Origin of the sequence: Nonlabens dokdonensis (assembly GCF_002162835.1) — a bacterium.
Lineage (GTDB): Bacteria > Bacteroidota > Bacteroidia > Flavobacteriales > Flavobacteriaceae > Nonlabens > Nonlabens dokdonensis_B.
This window is the reverse complement of record NZ_MAAX01000087.1, coordinates 1-19456: the sequence shown is the minus strand read 5'-3', so window position 1 is coordinate 19456 and position 19456 is coordinate 1. Positions and strand designations below refer to the sequence as shown.

The window sequence follows — 19456 nt, the reverse complement described above, 5'->3', positions numbered from 1 at the left end:
AAGATCTTTTAATTCAAAAAAGCGGAGTAGAGCCCACTTATGAAGAAATTAAAGTAGCCGGAGAAAACTACTGGGAAACACACGATAAAGATGTTAAAGGTAGCGGTTACAAACCTTTTATGAGATGGGTAAATCGTGCAGAAGCTTATGTAAAGGAAGATGGTACGTTACAATCTCCATTTGAAATACAGCGCTTACTTGAAAGTAATTCTACAAAAAATGGCTTGGTTGATAATTCTAATTGGCTTCCTGTAGGACCTTTTACCTATGCTGAAACCGGATCATGGTCACCAGGTCAAGGACGTGTTAACACACTAGCTGTTGATCCTAATAATTCTAACATTTACTATATGGGAACACCTAGTGGTGGGCTTTGGAAATCTGTAGATGCTGGTACAAATTGGACTCCTTTAACTGATTTTCTTTCACAAATAGGAACAAGCGCCATTGCTATAGACCCTAATAACTCTAATATTATTTACATAGGAACCGGAGATGATGATGCTGGTGATAGTGATAGTCTAGGAATGCTTAAATCTACTGATGGTGGCGCAACATTTAACTCTACTGGATTAACTTTTACACGTGGAGGAGCAAATATCAGTGAAATATACATCGACCCAAATAACAGCAACAATCTTTTTATTTCCTCAAACCAAGGCTTTTATAAATCTACAAATGCAGGAACAACTGTTACCAGAACCTTTACTGCAAATGTTAAGGATATTAAGTTAAAGCCTGGCGATTCTAATGTCCTATACATGTCTACCATATCTAGTTTTTATAGATCTACTGATCAAGGAACCACATGGACTGAGATAAGCTCTGGTTTACCTTTTAATCAAGGTAGATCTGTAATAGGTGTGACGCCTGCAAACTCTAATTATGTATATTTACTTATAATTGATAACAGCGCAAATTTAGTAGGCATTTATAGATCTTCAAATAGTGGTCTTAGCTTTACAAAAAGAGATAATGGTACAGATATTTTAGAAAATACTCAAGGCTGGTACGACCTAGCTCTAGAAGTATCGCCTACTAATCCAGAAACCATCTACACAGGATGTCTTAATGTGTGGAAATCTAATTCAGGAGGTTCTTCCTTTACAAAAGTAAATAGCTGGAATAACAGCGCTCAAGCTTCTTATACTCATGCAGATATTCATCAGATAAGACAGTTTGATAATGAATTATTTGTTCTATCTGACGGAGGTGTTTATAGAAGCACAAACCAAGCTGGTAGTTTTACAGATTTAACAGCCACGGCGCAAATAGGACAGTTTTATAGAATTGCAGTAGGAAAACAATCCAGTACAGAAGTCGCTGGTGGATTACAAGATAATGGTGGTTTTACAAGAAGTGCAGATTCATGGAAAAATTATTATGGGGCTGATGGAATGGAGGCCGGAATAGACCCTAATAATGATAATATTAGATATGGATTTACTCAAAGAGGCGGCGGCTTGTATTTCACTAATAATGGTGGTAACAGCAGGTCATTTAGTATAAGTGGTCCAGAAAACGGAAACTGGATTACGCCTATGAAAACAGACAGTCAAGGAACTATTTATGCTGGTTACTCTAGTCTTTATAAAGTAGTGGGATCTTCTTTTAATGTAGTGTCTCCATCTTTTGGAGAATCTATAGACTTATTAGAAATTGATCCCAACGATGACAGTACAATTTATGTAGCGGTAAATAGGGTTTTATATAAGAGTACCGACGCAGGATCGAGCTTTACATCAGTATTTAGTTTTCCTGAAAATATTTCAGCTATTGAAGTAAATTCTAATGATAGTTCTATTATTTATTTAGCGACCAGATTTTCAAACGGTCAGGTTTATAAAAGCACTAATCAAGGAGCTTCATTTATAAACATCACAAGCAATTTACCTAGCTTAGGAAAAAACACCTTAGCTCATCAAGGTCTTAGTGTAGATGAACCGCTATTTGTAGGAACAACTGTAGGAGTGTATCGTTATGATGAAAGTACTGGATTGTGGGAGCAATTCGGGAATAACTTACCTAATGTCAACATTAGAGATTTAGAGATTAACACAAATGATAATATTCTAACAGCAGGAACTTATGGTAGAGGAATATGGCAAACTGCTTTACGAAGAGCTGCTCCTAGCTCAGATATCAGATTAGTATCTATTCAAGATAATAGTGCAGAAATAACATGTGATTCTAATAGTATAGAGGTATTAGTAGAAAATGCAGGAAGTACTCTTATTAACTCAGTAGATCTTACTTATTCTGTAGATAGAGGACCATCGACCTCACAACAAATTAATGTTTCGATTACACCTCAAAATACTGACATCATTACAGTCACAGGACTCAACTTAACTCCAGGTGCTCACACTATAAATGTGATTGTTTCTACCACGAATGATTATTTTTCTGCTAACAACCGTGCTGTAAAAGAGTTTTTAAGTAATGGATCAGGAATTGTTAATGATACCTACCAATTTGAAAATAGAACTTTCCTCACAGCAATTAACGGTGGCGCTTCTTCAGAATGGGAGAATGGTGTTGCTAGTGGTAACATTTTAAATAGCAACGTGACAGGTTCTTCAAAAGTTTATGCTACAAATTTAAATGGCGACTATGGAAACAATTCTACCAGCTATTTATATACTGGCTGTTATGATTTGAGTACTACTAATAATCCGGTAGTTTCATTTGACATGGCATTTGATATTGAAACTAACTGGGATTTACTTTATATGGAATATTCTATAAATAGCGGTTCTAGCTGGAATATTCTAGGTAGTGCCACTGATCCTAACTGGTATAACTCAAATAGATTTCCTAATAATTCTAATTGTTATAATTGTGTAGGTGCACAATGGACAGGAACCGGAGTAGGAAATACACTTACTAATTATAGTTTACCCTTAAATTTCTTAAACAACCCTTCAGAAGTGTTATTCAGATTTGTTCTTAGAACTGATGGATCAGTAGTTGATGAAGGAGCAGTAATAGATAATTTTATTGTGACAGGTATTTTGAGCAATGAAACTAGTACGATATCAGACGCATTTAACATTTACCCTAACCCTTCTACAGGAATATTTAATCTAGAATGGAACAAACAAACCAGTTTTGATTACCGCATTTACGATGTAAGTGGTAAGTTAATTACTTCTAAAAATAACAATCTAGGTAGATTAAATAAATTAGATTTGACCGACGTATCACAAGGAATGTATTTTATACAAATTAACTCTGTTGATGGTATGCTAACCAAAAAAATAATAATTAAATAAACGACAGCCCATCAGTTTATTTACTAAAAGGTTTCTCTTATGAGAAGCCTTTTTTCATGTTTCATCTTTACGATAAATTCGTTATAGTTTACTTAACATATAAAAAAATGTTAATCTATATTTTAGTAATTCGTTATCAGACACAATTAAAACACAATATTAATTATGAAATTTAAATCTTCACTACTTATAGTCGGTGCTGTTCTTATTGCCACGGTTTCTTGTAAAGAAAACCAAGCAGATGATACAGTAAACCAACCTGGATTAGATCTAGGTTATATGGATACATCAGTATCTCCCAAAGACGATTTCTATCGTTATGTTAATGGAGTCTGGATAGACTCCACAGAAATTCCAGCAGATCATACCGTATGGGGTGGCTTTAACAAATTAAGAAAAGATACAGATGCAGATGTTCTAGCTATTCTTGATAAAGCTATGAATGACGAAAACCTAGATCCTGATTCTGATCAAGCAAAAGCCGTTTATGTCTATCAAAGTATGATGGATAATGAGTCAAGAAACAAAGCTGGTTACGAGCCATTAGTGCCTTATTTAGAAAAAATTGAAAACATTAAAACGCTAGATGAATTACTAGAGGTAAGTGCTTCATTAAGAACTAAAGGTTTGAATGCTTTCTTTGGAGTTTATGTAGGTCCAGACGCTATGAATACTGAAATGAACGTTGCTCAGTTAGGAAATGGCTCTTTAGGAATGGCAAGAGAGTATTATGTAGGTGAAGATGATGATAGCAAAGAAAAACTAGCAAAATATGAAGACCACATTACTAGAATGCTAGGAATGATAGGCATGGATAATGCAGCACAAACAGCTAGTGAAATTGTGGCATTTGAAAAAGCAATGGCACAACCTAGACTGGATAAGGTAACTAGAAGAGATCCACGTAAGACTTATAATCCTATGAGTGTAGATGATCTTCAAAAAATTGCTCCTGCCATTGACTGGAAATCGTACTTTGATGATGCAGGTATGAAAGATTTTGATAATTTGATTGTAAGTCAGCCAGATTACATTAAAGCATTAAACACAATGTGGAAGCCTTCTAACTTAGAAGTGATGAAAAAGTACATGAAATGGAGCATGTTAGACAGCTCTGCAAGCATGCTTTCTACAGATTTAGAAGATGCTAATTTTGATTTCTACAGTAAAACTATGCGCGGTGCAAAAGAGCAGAAGCCACAGAATGAAAGAGCTCTAGCTGCAATAAATGGAACATTAGGTGAAGCTTTAGGACAACTTTATGTTGATGAAAAATTCCCGCCGGAAGCAAAAGCTAAGGCAAAAGAAATGATCGAATACGTAAAGAAAGCTTATGAAGTGCGTATCAACGGTCTTGAATGGATGAGTCCAGAAACTAAAACCAAAGCCATTGAGAAATTAAACGGCATGACCATTAAAATAGGTTACCCAGATCAATGGAAAGATTACTCTGATATGGAAATAAAAAGTCCTAAAGATGGAGGAACTTTATTTGATAACATGCTAGCGGTGCAGGAGTACAACTATAAAGAAAACATGAGCAAATTAGGAGAAAAAGTGGACAAAACAGAATGGTTCATGTCTCCACAAACGGTAAATGCATATTACAATCCATACTATAACGAGATTGTTTTTCCAGCTGCTATCTTACAGCCACCTTTTTACAATTATGAAGCAGATCCTGCAATCAACTTTGGTGGAATGGGCGCTGTTATAGGACATGAAATCTCTCATGGTTTTGACGATCAAGGAGCTAAGTTTGCAGCAAATGGTAATATGACTAACTGGTGGACAGATAGTGACAAAGAGCAATTTGAAACCTTAGGAAAAGATCTTGCCGCTCAATACGATGCTATAGAAGTACTACCTGGAGTTAATATTAATGGTTCTTATACATTAGGTGAAAATATAGGTGATTTAGGTGGTGTTAACGCTGCTTATGACGCTTTAAATATGTGGTTAGAAGATAAAGGTGAAGTAGGAAAGATCAACGACTTTACACAACAACAACGTTTCTTTTTAAGCTGGGCAACAGTATGGCGCACAAAAATGCGTGATGAAGCATTGAAACAACGTATTAAAGGCGATACACATTCACCAGGGATGTACAGAGGTTATGTTCCACTTCAGAATATTGAAGCTTTTTACCAAGCTTTTGATATTAAAGAAGGAGATGGCATGTATATACAACCAGAAGATCGCGTATTGATCTGGTAAAATATGAAGTAAATTATATTAAGGCTTTCTTAACAGAAGGCCTTTTTTTATGCTTAAAAAGTATATTTAACGCTCATAATCCATTTTCATGAAAAATTATATACTACTTATATTATTTGTTTTTGGTTCCGCTTTCGCGAAAGCGCAATCCACAACTAACTACGTAAAAGAAAACTACACTAAGACCGTTCACAAAATAGAGATGCGTGATGGTATTAAGTTATATACCGTAGTCTATGCACCTAAGGATACCTCTAGAGATTACCCAATAATGCTGCAACGCACTTGTTATAGCGTCCGTCCTTATGGAGAAAATGAGTACAAAAGATCCTTAGGTCCTAATAAATTCATGATGGAAGAAGGTTACATTTTTGTATACCAAGATGTACGCGGTAGATGGATGAGTGAAGGTGATTTTGATAACATGCGCCCACACATTGCAGGAAATGATGTAAACAATAAAAAAGACATCGATGAAAGCAGTGATACGTATGACACCATCGAGTGGTTGATCAATAACCTGCCTAATAACAATAAAAAAGTAGGACAATGGGGTATTTCTTATCCTGGATTTTACACGGCAGCCGCACTTCCTGAAGCTCATCCTGCTTTAGTAGCTTCTTCACCACAAGCGCCTATCGGTGATTTTTTCTTTGATGATTTCCACCATATGGGAGCAACTTTACAAAGCTATTTGATGGCATATCCAGTTTTTGGACATCAAACAGAGCCTACCACAGAAAGCTGGTACAATGATAAATGGGATAAAATGCGAGCTGCAGGAAACATGAAAGACAGCTATGAGTTCAATATGGGCATAGGACCACTTAAAAACGTGACCGAAAATATATTTCCCGATAACTTTTTCTGGAAAGATGTGGCTACGCATCCTAATTATGATGAATTCTGGCAAAAACGTGCGATAATTAATCACCTTCAAGATGTAGATCATGCCGTAATGACTGTAGGTGGCTGGTTTGATGCTGAGGATCTTTACGGACCGCTTAATATCTATAAGAATGTAGAACGTTTTAATCCTGATAATAAAAACAATACGATAGTGATGGGACCATGGAGCCATGGAAACTGGTCTAGAGAGCGCGGTAAGCAAATGGTGAATCACATCCATTTTGGCGATAGTATTTCTACCTTTTACCAGAAAAATATCGAGACACCGTTTTTTGAGCACCATTTAAAAGGAAAGAAAAATCCTGAGTTACCAGAAGCTTATATGTTTGATACTGGCACAAAAGAATGGAATCAATTTACACAGTGGCCGCCTAAAGATGATCAAATCGTTTTTGGTTTTGGTAAAAATGGTGAGTTGTTAATCAACAAGGCTGGTGATAAGAATGTACAGCACAGTTATATAAGCGATCCTATGAAGCCAGTACCTTTTAGAAGTGAAGTGACGCCAGTTACGTTTACGCCACGCGCTTACATGACAGACGATCAGCGCCATGCTTCTCGCAGGCCAGATGTGCTAACTTTCCAGACAGACATTCTTGATAGCGATATGAGACTAGCAGGAGAAATTCAGGCAAATCTAGAAGTGATCTTAAAAGACATTACCGATGCCGATTTTATCGTAAAAGTGATAGATGTTTACCCTAGTGACATGAAAAACGGTGAGCATACTCCAGAGCATGTGACACTAGCTGGATACCAACAACTAGTAAGAGCCGAAACTTTTAGAGGTCGTTTTAGAAATGATTTTTCAAAACCAGAACCTTTTAAAGAAGGAAAAAGAACTCAAGTCAACTTCCCATTACAAGATGTGTTGCACACGTTCAAGAAAGGTCATAGAATCATGATACAAATTCACAGTACGTGGTTTCCTTACATAGATCGCAATCCGCAGAAGTACGTAGACAATATTTTTGAAGCCAAGGAAAGTGATTTCACTGCTGGTCAAGTAACTATATTAGGAAGCAGCACGGTTACCATAGGAGAAAATAACGGTATCGAGATGCAATTGCCTAAACTGAAGCAGTAGGAATTTAGCATTTGGAATCTCAAAATTCTGTCATCAACCTACAAATTTCAGCTGAATTTATTCGGCTAAATAAATGAGCATCGTCAGGTGACAAAACTATTTTTTAAAGGCGCACTTAGTCCGCCTTTTACTTTATCAAAAATTAAAAAATGACATAGAAATTTGAGTCAAAGCATAAATATTTTACAGAAATTCAACCCAATAAAAACAAAGAAATAATAGATAGACTAAATACAGCAATCAATTTTGCTAAAAATAGTAATGTTATTTTAGTACAAAACATTAAAATTACCATTGATAGTAATAAGAAATTGAGAATTACTGGATTTAGTAAAGCCTCAGATTTGGGTTCAATTACTAAACAATCTGCTATAAACGAATTATATATGTTAAAACAAGTTTACAATAATTGGTTACTTATGACAGATAAATTTGAAGAGTTTGAGAATTGGAAAAATCCAACTTTTGTACTCGGTCATCTTGCTCATAAAAATGGAATAGGAATATGCGAAATGAACGGTTCCAAGATAGATTGGTTGATTAAAATATAACATGCGCATTTTATATAAACATTACTCTATTACAATTAGTTTAAAAGCTAAGTGCAATATAAAATCATTAATAGCGATCACTTCTGACAATTAATAAAAAAGCATTTTATCGAATAATTGAAACCTTTAAACCTGTTTTAATGGTTTTTTGTGATATTTGTTTTCCCTAAAAATGATCTTATGGAAGCAAATTCCCTGCAAGAAAAAAAGCCTAATGCCATTGTTGCCACCTATCAATTAGTAGCTGGAATTATTAAACTTGTAATAAAAACGTTTTTTACTTTTTAATAAAGGTGTAATCTACTGATCAGCAGCATGCCACTCTGCATAACTGGTTTCTGTTTCTCGTAGTCTTAAATGATGTAATTGAATATTATCAGGTAGGCGCTTTTTGATTTTATCGGCAAAATCGATAATCATCATCTCGCTTGTAGGCTGGTAATCTACAAGAATTACGTCGTGACCTCGATCTGATAGTTCTTTAGCTAGCTCTACGTGTGGTGTGTTTTTATTAAATACCGTAGCATGATCAAACGGCTCGACAATTTCTTCTTTGATTATTTTCTTTAAATCACCAAAATCGATCACCATACCATGTTTTACATGTCCTAAATCATCAATAGGCGTCCCTATAACAGTCACAGCTAGCTTATAACTATGGCCATGAACGTTGCGACATTTACCATCATAACCGTAAAGCGCATGACCTGTTTCAAAGGTAAATTCCTTTGTGATACGTACTTTTTTCATCTTTTACGTTTGAATTTATTGTAAATCACCACAATAATAAGGAGTATTCCCAACACTAAAAAAAGTCCCGAACCACCTAAAAAACCTATGATATCAAGAAATGTGCTGTCTTCTAGAAGTAAAGCGTGCATAATCTATAATTAAGTTACAAAGATAGTATTTAAGAAGGTGTTTGTGGTAGGTTACCGTTTCTTATTGCTTTCGCGAAAGCGGAATTATAAAAAGCCGCTTTATACTGTCATATCTTTTCCATGCCACTGACTTTACTCTTAAACTTAAAGAACAAAACTACTGAACGACCTATCATCCAAGCAAAAAACGCCCACCAAACTGCGTGAAGCTGCCACTCAAAAAAGTCGAGCATATATAAAAAAGGCCAGTAAACAAAGGCCGTTAATAGCCACAACAAATTGCGCAAATAAGGCGCCTCGCCCCAACCTTTAAATATACCGTCGTAAACAAAAGCGACCGCATTAATAGGTTGCATGAGTAACACAATCCAGAACGTACTCGCGAGAATATCTAAAACTTCAGGATCGTCTGTAAATCGAGTCCCTAAAAACGGATAGAAAATAAAGCAAATTACGGCCAGAATTGTTGCCATTACCACACCATAAAGGGATGTTTTATTTGCCAAATATCTCAACGATGTAGCATCTTTAGAACCAAAAAGTTTTCCTCCTATTGCATTACCTGCATTTGCAAATCCGTCGACAAGAAAAGAGAAAAACAACCAAACATTCATCAACACTGCATGAGCGGCGGCTTGTGCAACACCATAACTATTTGCATAACGATAAGACAGATAAATGGCGACATTAATCGCTACCGTACGCAAAAAGAAGTTAGCCGTGAGGAGAATGTGTTTTTTAAGTTTTGTGTGTGGTTTCCATAAGGTCAATTGCATACTAAAAACAGTATTCTTATATAGAAAATAAATTGCGATAAGTAACATAACTAACTGCGCCACTAGACTACCATAAGCTGCTCCCATAACACCTAAAGAAGGAATGATACCATCAATTCCATAAACAAGAGTAAGTGTGAGTAAAATATTCACTAAAGCGCCAGACAGACTTGCAATCATAGCCCAAGACGTATTCTGTAAACCTCTGAAAATTCCAAAAATCGCAAAAGCACATAAAGTCATCGGGAAACCCAAGGCACGTACTTGATAATAGCTAGAAGCGATGGATAGCACCTCACCATTTGCCTTGTAAAGTGTAAAAATAAACCTTGCTATAGGTGCGGTAACTAAGTAGATTAAAATTCCTAAAGCAATGTTTAACCAGACTACCTGAGGTATTAATTGGTTGATTTTATCAAGGTTGTTTTCTCCCAAGGTATTTGACACAATAGAGGAAATAGAAGTCTTGGTTTGTGCAAGCGTCCATATAATGGCACTCAAAAAAGTACCTACAAGACCTACAGCAGCAAGCGCGTTAGTAGAATCACCATCCATTTTACCGATTATGGCAAGATCTGTTATGCTAATTAATGGCTCTGCAATACCAGCAATGATAGCAGGAATAGCCAGTTTAAGGATTTGAGAAGTGGTAATTTTTACTGTCATAAAGAGTGCAAATATAATGGCTTATGTTTAAGAACTTACATGTATATTTGGCTTCCCAATTTTGGGGGATTAGCTCATCTGGCTAGAGCACTTGCCTGGCAGGCAAGAGGCGACCGGTTCGAATCCGGTATTCTCCACGATCATTCACAGCTGCAATGTGGATTAAAGCATAAGAAATGCTCCAAGCTTTTTCGCTTGAGAGGATTTTGTTGTTTTAAGACACTTAACTTGCAAAGTTAGGTAGTTGTAATTGCAGGACTGGAAAACAACGGATATTCAATCCGGTATTCTCCACGATCATTAACAGCTGCAATATGCATTGAAAGAAAAAGAGTCCTAATTTTGTTACAGGACTACTAGAAAAAGCTGAGGAGCTCCATCCTCGGCTTTTTTGTTTTTGAATACCGTAAAAACACCTGCTTAAATTAAAAGCCTATCTCCTACCTAACATAATTAGTTAGTAACAGAAGCCCCATGCAGTCTAAAGCAACATATAATGTACTGCAATAACAATCTATTCATTACGCGTGGCATAAAAGTATAAAGAATGTTCTTCTATAGCTACATTGAAAACTTCTTCAATGGTTTTCTTGATCTCTTGTATCATGGGATCTGTAAACTCTAATACTTCACCTGTATCTGTCATAATGATATGATCATGTTTACCGTCAAAAAAGGATTTTTCATAATAGGCTACTTTATCACCAAATTGATGCCTACGTATCAAACGTGACTCTAATAAAATATCTAAGGTATTATATAAAGTAGCTTTACTCACACGATAATTTTTTGCAATCATTCTTGCAAATAATGTGTCTACATTTAAATGTTCCTCACTATTGTAAATTTCTTGAAGTATAGCATAACGTTCTGGAGTTTTACGATGCTTATTTTCTTCAAGAAAAGTGGTGAATCTGTCTTTTATGATTTTAAAACTACTTACACATGCCATGATTGAAAAACGGTATTGCTTTTAATAAATTAAAGTTTGTTGAAACGCTCTAAATGTGATCGTTAGCCCATATGCTTATATCAACGATTTATAAAAAAAAGGAGCTATCAATCTTGCTGTATTGCTTTCGCGAAAGCAAAAACATATAAAATGTTGATATATGGCTTTTTAACTTCTTTTCTAATTAGAATCATTCTTAATAATAAGCAAATATACAGCTAAAGCTTATTTAGATTAAATAAAAACAATTATTTTTGCGCGAGATTTTTCAATTAAAAGTAACACAAATGAGAACAGCCCATCTCTTTTTACTATTGCTTCTCACTTCTACAATAGGAGTATCACAAACCAAAAAACAAAAAGACATAGACGCCATAAAAAGTATGTGCGGTTGCTATGAAGTCACATTTAATTTTACAGAAACCTTTAATTATTCTAATGATTCTTTATACAAACCGTCAGAAACTAAAGTGGAAAAAGCTCTAGAATGGGCACAATTAGTAACAGACGAAGAAAATAAAATTCAAATCCAGCACTTATTACAAGTAGGTAATCCTGCGCAGCCCATGATTATTAAGCACTGGAGACAGGACTGGCTTTTTGAAAATCAAGATTTATACACTTATGACGCAAACAATAAATGGACTTTTGAGAAAAAGCCGTCAAGCGAGGTAGCTGGACAGTGGACACAAAAAGTATTTCAAGTAGATGATAGCCCTAGATATGAAGGTAGTGCTACATGGGTGCACGTTGATGGAAAAAGTTACTGGGAGAACACAACACCAGCTCCACTAGCCCGTAGAGAATATACCACACGTAGTGATTATAATATGATGTTAAGAGGCAACCGTCATGAAATTACAGATTATGGGTGGTTGCATGATCAAGATAATCACAAGATCATTAAAGAAAAAGGAGAGCAGGATTTTCTTCTCGCTAAAGAAAAGGGCTATAACACCTACGTAAAAGTTGAAGACAGTCGCTGTAAAGCTGCTGCAAACTGGTGGAAAGAAAATAAATCAAAATGGGAAATCGTAAGGTCTCAATGGAATGAGGTTTTTAACCGCAATAAAGATTTAGAATTAAAAGAAAAGGTTGATAATAAAGTTTTATACAAACATTTATTTAATGATGATGTAAAAACTGTAGATCAAATTGAACCTATAATAAAATCATTTGTAAAATAATAAAAAATGAAAGGACTACTCACCATTACATTAGTATTAATAGCTAGCTTATTTACAGTAGCTCAGGAAAATAAGTTGCACTCAAGTGATTTTTGGGCGGCAAAGCCAGATCTTAATCAGGTTAAAACTCTAATCGCTGAAGGTCATGATCCTGTAGCTCTTAATCAAAATGCTTTTGATGCTACCGTATACGCTATCCTACGCAAAGCAGATAATGATGTTATTAAATATCTTCTGCAAATGGATGGTAATTCTCCTAATAAGAAAACTCACGATAGCCGTATTTACTTGCACTGGGCCGCATATTCAAATAACCTAGAAATTGTAACATATTTACTTGATGCAGGAGCTTCCGTTACTGATCTAGATAGTCATGGTAACACACCGCTAACATTTGCAGCAAATGGTGGATTGAAAAACGTAGCTATTTATGAGGCATTTCAATCTAATGGAGTAGACCTCACTAAGGAAAAGAACGATAATGGTGCTAACTTACTCCTATTAATTGCTTCAAAACTAAATAATGAAAAGGAGCTAAATCAATTTCTATCCTATGGACTATCTCTAGATAGTAAAGATAAAAATGGCAATAACCTATTTCACTATGCTGTATCAAAGGGTAATATCTCATTTTTAAAATTACTTATAGAAAGAGGTGTAAAGTATGACGCCTTAAATAAAAATGGTGGCAACGCGATATTAATGGCCAGTCGTGGAGCAAGAGGTCATCAAAACAGTATAGAACTTTACCAGTTTCTAGAATCATTAGGTATAAAAGTAAATGTGGTAGGTGATAACGGTCGCAATCCACTACACACAATAGCCTCGAGAACTAAAGACATTGAACTAGTAGACTATTTTCTAAATTACGGAGTAGATGTAGACCTACAAGATGATCGTGGTAGATCACCATTCATGAATGCCGCGAGTAGAAATAGTTTAGAAATAATTAAGCACCTACATAAACACCTAACTGATATTAATGCCCGTGATAATAACGGTCAAACTGCTCTAAGCATGGCAGTACAAGGAAATAGTCCTAAGGTAGTATCTTATTTGATTGCAAATAATGCTGCCACAGATGTTATTGATGAAAAAGGTAACAATCTAGCCTACTATTTGATCAACTCTTACCGTCTTAAGGATGTAGAAAAGTTTGAAACTAAATTTGCATTATTAGAAAGTAAAGGAGTTTCTATGACTGCCGCCCAAGAAAATGGCAATACATTGCTTCATTTTGCAGTTTTAAAAGGAGATATGAGTTTAATCAAGCGCCTTAGCAACATCGGGATTGATGTTAATGTAAAAAATGATGAAGGCATGACTGCTTTACATCTCGCAGCCATGAAGGCAAAAGATGATACTATAATAAAATATCTTATTTCTCAAGGAGCAGATATTCAAATAAAAACTGATTTTGAAGAAAGCGTCTATGACCTTGCTATTGAGAATGAAATTCTAGTTAATAAAAATATTCCATTAAATTTCTTAAAATAATGAAGCGCTTTTTTAAAATATTACCGGCAGTTGTATTAGTTAGTTTTCTAGCACTTAGTTTCTCAACACCAGTAGATAAGATAAATTACAAATGTTTGATCCAGCTTAAAAATTATACTGGAGAAGGAGCTTACGTAGTCATATCACTTATGAATCCCGAAGGAGATTATGAAGAAACACTTTACGTTCAAGGTAAAGATGCAGAGTGGTATAGTGAGATAAGTGAATGGTGGAAGTTTTACGGTAAACGACGTCCAGATATAGATGCAATCTCTGGAGCTACTATAAGTGGTGGAGAACGCTCTATTAACGTTATTCAAATTCCTGAAGATAAAATAGACAAGGGTTATAAAATAAGATTTGAAACTGCAGTTGAAGATCAAGAATATTATGCTAAGGATTTAGAATTTGATCTTACCCAAGCAAACCTAAAGGGCAAAAAGGAAGGAACAGGTTTTATACGCTATGTGCGACTGATACGACAGTAATTACCTTCACATGATTCTCTCTTTCTGGCGATACTGTCACCTTATTCTTGCATTTGTCTCAGCATTATTTTTAATAGTTGCATCAGTGACAGGTGCGATACTCGCCTGTGAGCCTATTACAAATAATACTCAGGCTTATCAAATTGTAGATATAGAAGATGTAACGCTAGCTACAACTATAACCCAACTTAAAGAAGAATATGAAGAAGTTATATCGCTTGAAGTAACCGCTTACCATGATGTGATTGCTTCTGTAATTACTTATGATGGTAATAGTGAGGATATTTATATTAATCCACAAACGGGAAGAAAACTAGGTGTTGTCCAGCAACGAGACCCTATTTATGTATGGACCACAAACTTGCATCGTTCTTTATTCTTAAAAAGTATAGGAAGGTTTTTTGTAGGCTTTGTGTCCTTGTTGCTTTGCCTAGTAGCTGTTTCTGGACTTTTTTTACTAGCACAGCGTCAGGGCGGTTTTTTAAAACTATATCGTAGGATTAAAGAAAAAGACTTTAATCAGCGATACCATATCATTTTAGGAAGATGGTTATTGATTCCTATCATAGTAATCGCTGCAACCGGCGTTTTTTTATCGCTAATAACTTTTGACATTGTACCTATAAGTAAAACAGAACATGATTGGAGCAAAGAGCCATCACAACAGGTTTCTACTGGAGATATTTCAGACATACCTTTTTTTCAAGGTTTAAATCTAAGTGAAATTAGAAACCTTAGCTTTCCTTTTTCTGAAGACGAGCTTGATTACTATGAGATAAATTTGAAAGATCGTGATGTACTAGTTCATCAATATTCAGGAGAGGTTATTAGTGAGATTGAACACCCATTTAACTTCATACTTTCTCAATGGAGCTATAATTTGCATACCGGTACTGGAAGCATTTTATGGTCTGTGATTCTATTTATTTCTAGTTGTAGTCTACTCTTCTTTATATTTTCTGGAATTACTATATATCTCAAAAGAAAACGCAATACAAAACAACATCTGGTTTTAGATGATAAGGATGCTAGTGAGATTGTAATTTTAGTAGGTTCTGAAGGTGGTAGTACATTCGCTTTCGCGAAAGCGCTGGCAAAACAAATTTCTAAACAAGGAAAAAGTGTTTATCTCGGTTCATTAAATCAATATACTTCTTACCAAAAGGCAACTCAACTCTTAATTTTAACGGCTACCTATGGTGATGGTGATGCGCCCACAAATGCTCGTCATTTTATTAAAAAACTGGCAATAATTAATCAACCTAACCATATACAATATGCTGTTGTAGGATTTGGTTCTAGAGATTATGAGCACTACTGCCGTTTTGCAGAGGTAGTAGATCAGGCACTGAAACAACAAGATCAGTACAGTCCCTTACTAGGCCTAGAGAAAATAAATGAACACTCACAAGATGCCATAAATAACTGGTTACATAACTACAGCCAGGCAAGCGGTATTGAACTTAAAAAAGAGCTAGCTGTAAAAAAGAGTCATGATTATATGCAATTTAAGGTAGTGGAACGATCGCCATTAAACCTAGACGACACATTTATTTTAAAACTGAAAATCCACAAGAAACAGCGCGTCCAGTCTGGAGATATTTTACAAATTCTAGCTCCTAATGTAGATAAACCTAGAGCCTACTCTATTGCTTGTAATGACAATGAAATCTTACTGAGTGTAAAATTACATAGAAAAGGTATTTGCTCTTCCTATTTGAGTAAGCTAGCTGCTGGTGATTGCATAACAGGATATGTAGAAAAGAATCCTAATTTTCATATTTCTAAAGATGGGGCTCCAGTAGTTTATATCTCAAATGGTACTGGCATTGCACCTTTTTTAGGAATGATAAATCATAACGGAAGTAGAGTTGCTAGCAAGGATCAATATTTATTTTGGGGCGGAAAATTTATGGAGAGCTTTGAACTCTATAAATCTTTTATAGAGAAAGGTAAGCGCCATCTCCATATTTGTCAGGTTGCAACTTCTCGAGAATTGAGTAAAACATATGTACAAGATGAACTGTGGAAACAAAAAGAATTGCTTTCTACCGTTTTAAATCAAAATGGAACTATTATGATATGCGGTTCCATAGCCATGCGTGATGATGTACTAAAAACACTAGAACAAGTTATGGCACTAGAATGCCAGAAAGATTTAGCCCTATATGAACAAAATGGCCAAATTCTAACTGACTGCTACTAAAATCTAGATTTATTTGAGAATTAACTCAAAAAATTAACCATACACTGCATTGCTTGCCTCAAATCTTCTGGTAAATGATCTTTATGCCATGGATGTGATGCACCAAAAACATGGTTTGCATCTCTTATCAATTTAAGTTGTGAGTTAGGACTCGCCTCATACAATTTGTGCGCGTCATTTACATGAACTGCTTCGTCGTTATCTCCATGGAGAATTAAGTGTGGTTGCTTAATTTTTTGAGCTTGTTTTAAGATGGTTAATGCTTCTTCATTATTTTTAAAGTCTTCAAAGAACTGATACAAATGTGGCATATCTTGTTTTGTACGTCCGTTTTTAACATACATTACACCTTTTTCTTTCCATTCTTCGAGTGCCTTTCCTGATGGAAAACGCTCTGCATAATCAGCGACTCCTGCAAGTGTGATCAACTTAGAAACTCTATGATCATTTGCTGTTACAATAGTTGTAATTCCGCCGGCTCGCGAGTGACCGATAAGGTTTATTTTTGTTTTATCTACTGGTAAGTCTGTGTTCTCGATCCAGTCCAGTACTATTTTTGTTTCTCTTACTTCAATGCTGTAATTATTCTTTGAGAAAGCATCGAGATCTGGAAAATCGATAGGCTCTTCAACAGTGCCACCATTGTGTGAATAGTTAAATTTTATGAATAAGAATCCCGCTTTCGCGAAAGCGGAACCCATCAAACTCCATGCGCCCCAATCTTTAAACCCTTTATAACCATGGCAAAAAACTACTACAGGCAGTTTTTGATTAGTCGCTTCATACTTGTAATCTAGCAATGTAGCTCGACCATTTTCTCCTATTAAAATGTTGTTATTACTGGTTATCATACTGGTTTTTCTGTAAGATGAATTTCTTTATTATACAACTCTTGAATCAAAGCAAAAAGTTCTAGTTCAAACTTTTCTAAGACCGTGGTATCGATCGTTTTTTCAGTATAAGATCTTCCTGCTTTAAATGCGAATGGTATATAGCCTTTATCAAAGTTTTTAAAGCTAATGATTCCTGCGCTGGCTTCTGTAAAAGTGTCGTTAAGACTGTATAAGTAGGTATACATGAGAACTTGAAAGGCCTTAGCTTTTTTATAGTCCTCTCTCAGAATAGTAAAATCTTCTGGATCGATTCCTACATTTCCCTTATCAGTCGCACCAGATTTGTAATCGATAATGCGCAATTTACCGTCCAGCTGGTCTATGCGATCTACCATACCGTGAATTTTCACTTTCCCTATTTGAGGTACCTCAATGACAGCCTCCAGCTTGCGCTCGACACTTTTGATGATTAATTCTTGACCGTTTTTAACTAGTTCTAAATCACTTTGCACCATTTTCTTTATATAGTGAGAGGAGACCTCATAAATGATCTTATTCTTACCTAATGGAGCAGAGTCTGACGTATAACATTCATTATAAGCAATATCTAATTCTGTCTTTATTTGATTCTTTATAGTATCAAAATCTTCTTTGATCAACACCTTACCTACGTAAGGCTGGTACAATTTATCCAGTGCTTCATGAATTATGGAACCCATCGTATTTGCAGCGATATTTTCTTCTACATCTTCCATGTCTGAAATACGTAAAATCTTGCTAGCATAGAAATCAATAGGATTACGTACATAACTCGTTAATGCCGATGGACTAAAGCCGCTTGCCGCAATTTGATCCAAACGTTCAAAATAAGATGGCTCTTTTTTAATAACCATCAAATCTTCCTTAATCGCACTATTTTTAAAAATATAGTGTTTATGCGTTAAAACATGTTTTGAAATTTGATCTGTTTCTAGCTGAGTTAAAAAGCGGCTTTTCTCGCCACCTCCTAAGGTATCACCTTCTGTATTGTAAATAAAAGCGGCCTTTTCAACTCGGTGCAGCAGTCTATAAAAGTGGTAAGCATAAACGCTGTCTTTCTCTGAATAGGTAGGAAGATCAAATTGATATTTCATATCATTTGAAATGTACGAAGCTGTAGATTTACCAGCTGGTAAAATACTTTCATTAACAGATAACATGATCGTATTCTTATAGTCCAAAGCTCGTGTTTCTAGCAATCCCATAATTTGAAGACCGCGCACTGGTTCTCCTATGAAATCTAGATTCTTAAGTGGCACAAGTTGCTTATATAGGTAAGCAACTGTTTTTAAGTCTTTTATTTCTTCATTATTATCGATGATAGTGCTAAGATTTTGAACCACTTCAGTAACTCCTAATAATTGCTCAATTTCAAGTCTTCTATTTTCTTGTTTAAGCATCTCTGTCTTCAATTGTTGAAGTACAGTTTGCACAATTTTGATAAGCTCACCTACATTTTTTATAGGCTTTAAGATCATGTGGAGTATGGCACTCTTAGACACCGCATCAAAACTTGATGGAGCGATGTAAATCAAATTATTATCTCTAATAAATTTTACTAATGATCTAGAATCATTTTCTAATAAGGTATGAGCAAAGGAGGATTCTAAAATATTGATCATCCCTTTATAATAATAACCTTCTTCTATGGCTTCTGTATGCAATTTAATTATATCATATATAAATGCAGACAATGGCAGTTGATCGAGTGACAGCCCCATTGTCACATTAAAATGCTTGATGTTTTCTGGTATTGCGTCTAGCAATGGTAAAAGTAAACGCTCATCTGCAAGTATAACAGCTGTTTTTTCTAACTCATCTTGAGGTATTTGCGCCATTAATTGTGCGGCAACTTGTATCATACTCAAGTTGCCAGCTGCTCCATGGATTGC

At 35.3% G+C, this 19456-nt stretch carries 14 protein-coding genes and 1 tRNA gene; 9 read left to right on the top strand and 6 right to left on the bottom strand.

Translation table 11 applies throughout. The features are described 5' to 3' along the window. The 4 genes from A9Q93_RS05430 to A9Q93_RS05415 form a co-directional block, all read left to right on the top strand. On the top strand, positions 1-3275 hold a 3275-nt coding region (locus tag A9Q93_RS05430), incomplete at its 5' end, for a T9SS type A sorting domain-containing protein (protein WP_303686365.1). A gap of 165 nt (positions 3276-3440) precedes the next feature. Beyond that, positions 3441-5492, top strand: coding sequence for a M13 family metallopeptidase (locus A9Q93_RS05425; RefSeq protein WP_303686364.1), 2052 nt, complete (start codon positions 3441-3443; stop codon positions 5490-5492). Positions 5493-5580: 88 nt separating this feature from the next. Beyond that, the gene (locus tag A9Q93_RS05420) at positions 5581-7488 is read left to right on the top strand and encodes a CocE/NonD family hydrolase (RefSeq protein ID WP_303686363.1); all 1908 of its coding nucleotides are present in this window, start codon (positions 5581-5583) and stop codon (positions 7486-7488) included. Between the two features lie 311 nt (positions 7489-7799). Then, the gene (locus A9Q93_RS05415) at positions 7800-8039 is read left to right on the top strand and encodes a hypothetical protein (protein ID WP_303686362.1); all 240 of its coding nucleotides are present in this window, start codon (positions 7800-7802) and stop codon (positions 8037-8039) included. Between the two features lie 300 nt (positions 8040-8339). Here A9Q93_RS05415 and A9Q93_RS05410 read toward each other — a convergent pair whose 3' ends face one another. The 3 genes from A9Q93_RS05410 to A9Q93_RS05400 form a co-directional block, all read right to left on the bottom strand. Next, positions 8340-8789, bottom strand: a complete 450-nt coding sequence (locus A9Q93_RS05410; RefSeq protein WP_303686361.1) for a 6-carboxytetrahydropterin synthase — start codon at positions 8787-8789, stop codon at positions 8340-8342. After that, positions 8786-8920 (bottom strand): hypothetical protein, encoded by a 135-nt coding sequence (locus A9Q93_RS05405; protein WP_303686360.1) that lies wholly within the window; start codon positions 8918-8920, stop codon positions 8786-8788. Before A9Q93_RS05405 ends, A9Q93_RS05410 begins: the two co-directional genes overlap by 4 nt. Before the next feature lie 107 nt (positions 8921-9027). Next, positions 9028-10362, bottom strand: a complete 1335-nt coding sequence (locus A9Q93_RS05400; protein ID WP_303686359.1) for an MATE family efflux transporter — start codon at positions 10360-10362, stop codon at positions 9028-9030. A 63-nt stretch (positions 10363-10425) separates the two neighbouring features. Between A9Q93_RS05400 and A9Q93_RS05395 the strand changes: the two genes are divergently transcribed. After that, a tRNA-Ala gene (locus A9Q93_RS05395) sits at positions 10426-10499 on the top strand. 377 nt (positions 10500-10876) lie between these two features. Here the strand turns inward: A9Q93_RS05395 and A9Q93_RS05390 are convergent. After that, positions 10877-11314 carry a Fur family transcriptional regulator gene (locus A9Q93_RS05390; protein ID WP_303686358.1) on the bottom strand — a complete coding sequence of 146 codons (438 nt, stop codon included), beginning with the start codon at positions 11312-11314 and terminating at the stop codon, positions 10877-10879. A 287-nt stretch (positions 11315-11601) separates the two neighbouring features. On the opposite strand from A9Q93_RS05390, the gene A9Q93_RS05385 reads away from it, so the two are divergent. From A9Q93_RS05385 to A9Q93_RS05370, 4 genes are read left to right on the top strand one after another with little or no spacing between them, the layout of a single operon-like run. Then, positions 11602-12501: a DUF6607 family protein gene (locus tag A9Q93_RS05385; RefSeq protein WP_303686357.1), complete on the top strand. Its 900-nt coding sequence runs from the start codon at positions 11602-11604 to the stop codon at positions 12499-12501. Positions 12502-12507: 6 nt separating this feature from the next. Further along, positions 12508-13998, top strand: coding sequence for an ankyrin repeat domain-containing protein (locus A9Q93_RS05380; RefSeq protein WP_303686356.1), 1491 nt, complete (start codon positions 12508-12510; stop codon positions 13996-13998). Further along, positions 13998-14486 carry a DUF2271 domain-containing protein gene (locus A9Q93_RS05375; protein ID WP_303686355.1) on the top strand — a complete coding sequence of 163 codons (489 nt, stop codon included), beginning with the start codon at positions 13998-14000 and terminating at the stop codon, positions 14484-14486. Before A9Q93_RS05380 ends, A9Q93_RS05375 begins: the two co-directional genes overlap by 1 nt. Before the next feature lie 10 nt (positions 14487-14496). Beyond that, on the top strand, positions 14497-16692 hold the full coding sequence (locus tag A9Q93_RS05370) for a PepSY domain-containing protein (protein WP_303686354.1): 2196 nt from the start codon (positions 14497-14499) through the stop codon (positions 16690-16692). Positions 16693-16712: 20 nt separating this feature from the next. Here A9Q93_RS05370 and A9Q93_RS05365 read toward each other — a convergent pair whose 3' ends face one another. Then, positions 16713-17543 (bottom strand): S9 family peptidase, encoded by an 831-nt coding sequence (locus A9Q93_RS05365; RefSeq protein WP_303686353.1) that lies wholly within the window; start codon positions 17541-17543, stop codon positions 16713-16715. Further along, the coding region (locus tag A9Q93_RS05360; RefSeq protein WP_303686352.1) for a PD-(D/E)XK nuclease family protein at positions 17540-19456 on the bottom strand (1917 nt) is incomplete at its 5' end. The genes A9Q93_RS05365 and A9Q93_RS05360, both read right to left, overlap by 4 nt.

Bases quoted from the DNA above. Each gene is read 5' to 3' on its own strand.
- A9Q93_RS05425 (WP_303686364.1), top strand. From the start codon at position 3,441: ATGAAATTTAAATCTTCACTACTTATAGTCGGTGCTGTTCTTATTGCC.
- A9Q93_RS05420 (WP_303686363.1), top strand. From the start codon at position 5,581: ATGAAAAATTATATACTACTTATATTATTTGTTTTTGGTTCCGCTTTC.
- A9Q93_RS05410 (WP_303686361.1), bottom strand. From the start codon at position 8,789: ATGAAAAAAGTACGTATCACAAAGGAATTTACCTTTGAAACAGGTCAT.
- A9Q93_RS05405 (WP_303686360.1), bottom strand. From the start codon at position 8,920: ATGCACGCTTTACTTCTAGAAGACAGCACATTTCTTGATATCATAGGT.
- A9Q93_RS05400 (WP_303686359.1), bottom strand. From the start codon at position 10,362: ATGACAGTAAAAATTACCACTTCTCAAATCCTTAAACTGGCTATTCCT.
- A9Q93_RS05390 (WP_303686358.1), bottom strand. From the start codon at position 11,314: ATGGCATGTGTAAGTAGTTTTAAAATCATAAAAGACAGATTCACCACT.
- A9Q93_RS05385 (WP_303686357.1), top strand. From the start codon at position 11,602: ATGAGAACAGCCCATCTCTTTTTACTATTGCTTCTCACTTCTACAATA.
- A9Q93_RS05380 (WP_303686356.1), top strand. From the start codon at position 12,508: ATGAAAGGACTACTCACCATTACATTAGTATTAATAGCTAGCTTATTT.
- A9Q93_RS05375 (WP_303686355.1), top strand. From the start codon at position 13,998: ATGAAGCGCTTTTTTAAAATATTACCGGCAGTTGTATTAGTTAGTTTT.
- A9Q93_RS05370 (WP_303686354.1), top strand. From the start codon at position 14,497: ATGATTCTCTCTTTCTGGCGATACTGTCACCTTATTCTTGCATTTGTC.
- A9Q93_RS05365 (WP_303686353.1), bottom strand. From the start codon at position 17,543: ATGATAACCAGTAATAACAACATTTTAATAGGAGAAAATGGTCGAGCT.